Origin of the sequence: Veillonella dispar, from assembly GCF_937975875.1 — a bacterium.
Taxonomy (GTDB): domain Bacteria; phylum Bacillota; class Negativicutes; order Veillonellales; family Veillonellaceae; genus Veillonella; species Veillonella dispar_B.
The window spans coordinates 1-4,863 of sequence record NZ_CALJSP010000039.1 but is presented as its reverse complement, the minus strand read 5'-3'; the positions used below and the strand labels follow the sequence as shown (position 1 = coordinate 4,863).

5 protein-coding genes are annotated in these 4,863 nt (G+C 39.0%); all 5 read left to right on the top strand.

Annotated elements, in window-relative coordinates; genetic code table 11:
• The first annotated feature begins 507 nt into the window (after positions 1–507).
• Entirely contained in the window at positions 508–1,368 is an 861-nt protein-coding gene (locus Q7P05_RS01920; RefSeq protein ID WP_369680423.1) for a polysaccharide deacetylase family protein, read from the top strand.
• A gap of 8 nt (positions 1,369–1,376) precedes the next feature.
• On the top strand, positions 1,377–1,871 hold the full coding sequence (locus Q7P05_RS01915; RefSeq protein ID WP_303930204.1) for a molybdenum cofactor biosynthesis protein B: 495 nt from the start codon (positions 1,377–1,379) through the stop codon (positions 1,869–1,871).
• Between the two features lie 220 nt (positions 1,872–2,091).
• Positions 2,092–2,544 (top strand): Rrf2 family transcriptional regulator, encoded by a 453-nt coding sequence (locus Q7P05_RS01910; protein WP_156719683.1) that lies wholly within the window; start codon positions 2,092–2,094, stop codon positions 2,542–2,544.
• A 63-nt stretch (positions 2,545–2,607) separates the two neighbouring features.
• Positions 2,608–3,996 (top strand): cytochrome ubiquinol oxidase subunit I, encoded by a 1,389-nt coding sequence (locus tag Q7P05_RS01905; protein ID WP_303930202.1) that lies wholly within the window; start codon positions 2,608–2,610, stop codon positions 3,994–3,996.
• Positions 3,987–4,863 (top strand): cytochrome d ubiquinol oxidase subunit II (gene cydB, locus Q7P05_RS01900; RefSeq protein WP_303930201.1); only part of this gene is annotated, 877 nt, incomplete at its 3' end. The genes Q7P05_RS01905 and cydB, both read left to right, overlap by 10 nt.

The following is a 4,863-nucleotide window of genomic DNA, read 5'->3' as shown; positions in this document are numbered from 1 at the left end:
GAACTAAGCGACGCAAATGACCCATATGAGTGCTTCCGAACGTAAGATTTACCGAACTGCGTAGCAGAGAAGGGAAATCCACAGTGAGGAAGCAAGTAGGGCAACCGAAGAGGACTTAGAACTAAGCGACGCAAATGACCCATATGAGTGCTTCCGAACGTAAGATTTACCGAGCTGCGAAGCAGAGAAGGGAAATCCACAGTGAGGATTGATAGGAAGCCGCGGCTAGTGGTAGTATCCAACTCTATCCATACGGTAACGCGGCACAACGTGCCAATGTTACCGAACCGTAAAGCCGCTGTATAACTTTAAATATATGTAAATAACGATCCCTATACTCTTGATCTCCAAGTTTATAGGGCTTTTTTATGTCTATTTTTGCATATTACTAATAAATATTTTCATTCATAGATTAATATGAATATCTTGTGAGGGATTTTCTTGATAATACTAGGTATGTGTGATATTCTCATTATATGCTTAAGTGGATTGGAGTGATTAGTTTTTATGTATAAATATGGCAAGAGCTGTATTAAAAAAATATTATGTTTTCTCGCAATATGTATTGCAATTTTAGCTATCTCATTTGGCGTTATGTGGGGGCTGTCTACTGATTATAAGATTTATGGTGTCCCTGTACTAAACTATCACCAAGTGAATGATGAAAAGCATTCTGCTTTGACGCTTCATGTTGATCAGTTTAGAGAACAGATGGAATATCTACATAATCAGGGATATAACACGATTACGTTGGCTCAATTATATGATTATTTAGAAAATGGTACTGAATTACCTAATAAGCCAATTGTTATCACCTTTGATGATGGCTATGTAGATAACTATAAAAATGTATTGCCTATTTTAAAGGAATACAATATGAAGGCTACCTTGTTTATGATTAGTGATGCAGCTAATACGCCTGGTTTTGTTTCTACAGAACAAATGCATAAAATGGAAGCAGATGGCTTCGATATTCAAGGTCATACTAATCATCATAAGATCTTAACCAAAATTGACCCTACTGAGTTGCCAGATGCTCTGCTTGGAGGGAAGACTTCATTGGAGGGTATTTTAGGTGAGCCTATTGAATATTTAGCATATCCTGGTGGGTTTAACGATATGCTCGTTCAATATGTAACTAAACAATCTGGTTACAAAATGGCTTTCACAGTACAACCGGGTACAGTACAGCCAGGCGATAATTTATATGCCTTAAATCGATTGGCTATATTCCAAGGTGACACACCGTACTTATCGTTCTGGTTACGCCTACATTGTGCACCATTTATTCACTATACATGGTCATTACGTGATTTTTTACGCGATAATGGATGGCCTACATTAGCATCTATTATTCCGTTATTCTAGGAGGAACTATGTCTTACGAAGTTGTAGCAAGACCTTTACGCGTTGCTATTTTAACAGTTTCTGATACGCGTACCTTTGAAACTGATAAAGGCGGTAATAAAGTACAAGAATTTTTAGAACAAGCAGACCATATTGTGGCAGATCGTAAAATTGTTATTGATGATTATAATGAAATCAGAAATGCAATGATTCCATGGTGTAATGATGAATCTATTGATGTTATTATCTCTACAGGTGGTACGGGAATTGCTAAGCGCGATGTAACAATTGAAGCGGCAAATAGTCTCTATGAGAAACATATTCCTGGATTTGGTGAAATCTTTAGATATTTATCCTATACAGAGGATATTGGTACTAAGGCGATGGCGTCTCGTGCTGAAGCGGGGGTCAACAATAACACCTTGATGTTCTCTGTTCCAGGCTCTGTAGGTGCCGTTACTTTGGCGATGAGTAAACTTATTATTCCTGAAATGGCACATCTCGTACGAGAAATTACAAAATAATCTATAAAGACTGCTCATACGTGGGCAGTCTTTTTTGATAATATAAATCAAAAAATGATTTTGTGGACATAAAAATATTCAGGTATAACCTAATTTATAGGCTTAAAATCTATATATGTTAATTCTCAATAAATAAAACAATACCATTGCAGTATTGTTTTATTTCGATTATACTAGATTTAGTAATACGTTTGTCCGAGTGCACGAGAAAGGAGACCTTATGAAGTTAAATCAGGCCACGGATTATGCATTTCGCATGGTCTTACATATGGCGCTCTTACCTTCGGGAACGAAGCTAACGGGTTCTGTATTGGCTGAGCAAGAATTGATTCCAGAACGATTTTTGCTCAAGATTATGCGTAGTCTCATTGCAGCTGGGATTATGAAATCCTTTCGTGGTGTAGATGGTGGGTTTGCCCTCAATCGAGACCCTCAAGAGATTTCATTGCTCGATGTAATTAGAGCGGTAGAAGGGGATGCGTATTTACAACGGTGTTTATATGATGTAGGTTCTTGCTCTAAGTCTTGTATGGGACATTGTGCTATCAATGAAGCGATGGGAACAATTCAGGATCAATTAATCAATCAGTTGGAGCTGGTTAACTTTAAAACTCTTGCCCAACGTGAACAGTTGATTGCGTCTGAAGCGTTGCCATATTCACAAGCGCAATGATACAAGGTTTATAGCGAAAGCTCATCAAGTGATGTAGGTATTTTATTCTAAGGAGGAAAACACATGTTTGAAGCTGTAGATTTAGCTCGATTACAATTTGCGCTAACATCTATCTATCACTGGTTGTTTGTGCCGTTCACACTAGGCATGACAGTGACTGTAGCTATCTTAGAGTGGACATATGTGTCTACTGGTAAAGAAGTATACAAAAAAATGGCAAAATTCTGGGGCAAATTGTTCCTAATTAACTTTGCTATGGGTGTGGTAACTGGTATTGTTCAGGAATTCCATTTCGGTATGAACTGGGCAGAATATTCTCGTTTTATGGGTGACATTTTCGGCGCTCCATTGGCCCTTGAAGCATTAATGGCATTTTTCTTGGAATCTACATTCATGGGTGTATGGATCTTTGGCTGGGATCGTTTAAATAAAACTGTTCATGCCCTTGTAGCTACGTTGGTAGCATTAGGTACAAACCTATCTGCATTCTGGATTCTCGTAGCGAACTCCTTCATGCAACATCCTGTAGGTTATGTAATCCGTAATGGCCGTGCAGAAATGGATAATTTCTTAACAATTGTTCAAAATGGTTATGTACCAGGCCAATTCTTCCATATCGTGTTAAATGGTTTATTAACAGCAGGCGTAATTATCATGGCCATCAGTGCTTGGCACTTATTGCGCAACAATGCGACAGACTTCTACCGTCGTTCTGCTAAATGGGGCATGGTTATTGCTCTTGTATTCGGTACTTTAGGCGCTTTGGCAGGTCATCATCAAGGTCAATACATTACAAAAGTACAACCTATGAAAATGGCTGCTATGGAAGCATTGTGGGAAACACAAGATCCTGCTCCATTCTCTTTGGTAGCTAACATTGATACTAAAGCTCAAAAGAATACGGGTGCACTTGAAATCCCTGGTGGTTTGTCCTTCTTAACTCAAAACTCCTTTACTTCTGGTAAAGTAGAAGGTATCAAAGATCTTCAAGCTAAATCCGAGGCTCAATATGGTCCTGGTAACTATATTCCAGATGTTCCAGCAATCTTCTGGACATTCCGTATCATGGTTGCAGCTGGTTCCATTATGTTACTCGTTGCATTCGTAGGTCTTATCCTTAATGCAAAAGACAAATTGGTTGGAAATCGCACATTCTTAAAAATTATGTTCTGGACATTGCCATTGCCATTCATTGCTCATTCCACAGGTTGGTTTGTAGCAGAAGCAGGTCGTCAACCATGGCTTGTAAATGGCTTGCAATTAACTGTAGACGGTGCTTCTAAATCCGTTACAGCTCCAGAAATTATGACTACTATCATCGGCTTCACAGTTGTGTATATCGTAGCAGCTATTGCAGCTCTCTACCTTGCTGTAGAACACATCAAAAAAGGTCCAGATGGCAATCCATCTCACGATGTAGTTGAAAAAGAGGAGGCGAGATTATGGAATTAATTTTTAATAACCTTGAAGTGGTATGGTTTATTTTAATTACTGTACTATTCGCTGGCTTCTTCTTATTAGAAGGTTTTGACTATGGTACTGGTATTTTATTACCATTCATCGGTAAAACTGACGTTGAACGTCGTCAAATGATCAATGCCTTGGGTCCTGTTTGGGATGGTAACGAGGTATGGATGATCACTGCTGGTGGTGCATTATTTGCATCCTTCCCTCATGTATATGCTACATTGTTTAGTGGTTTCTATTTAGCGTTATTCTTAATGCTTGCGGCTCTTATTATCCGTGGCGTATCTTTTGAATTCCGCTCCAAGAGCCCTAACTTGTTATGGCGTAAAACTTTTGACTACTGCATCTTCTTTGGTTCCTTGATTCCTGCATTGTTGTGGGGCGTTACAGTTGGTAACTTGATTCAAGGTACTCCAATTGATGCAAGCATGACATATGTAGGCACATTCTTTGATTTGTTAAGCCCATACACAGTACTTTGTGGCATTGCGTTTATCTTGGTATTCACATACCATGGTGGCTTGTTCACTTCTATCAAAACTGCTGGTGCTGTTTCTGAACGCGCTCGTGCAGCTTCCTTAGTAGTAGGTGTTCCTACAGCTATCGGTGCATTAGCATTGGTAGGTGCAACTTATGTATTTACAGATTTGTTTAACTCTGTATTAGCAATTATTTGCTTTGCGTTGGCAATCGTGTTCTTCCTCATTTCTTGGGGCGCAACACGTACTCGTAATACAAAATTGGGCTTTGTATTCAGCTCCTTATCCGTTATTTCTGTAACGGCTGCTTACTTTGCTGGTTTGTTCCCTCGCATCATGGTTTCTTCTTTGAATCCTGAGTGGAGCTTGACTA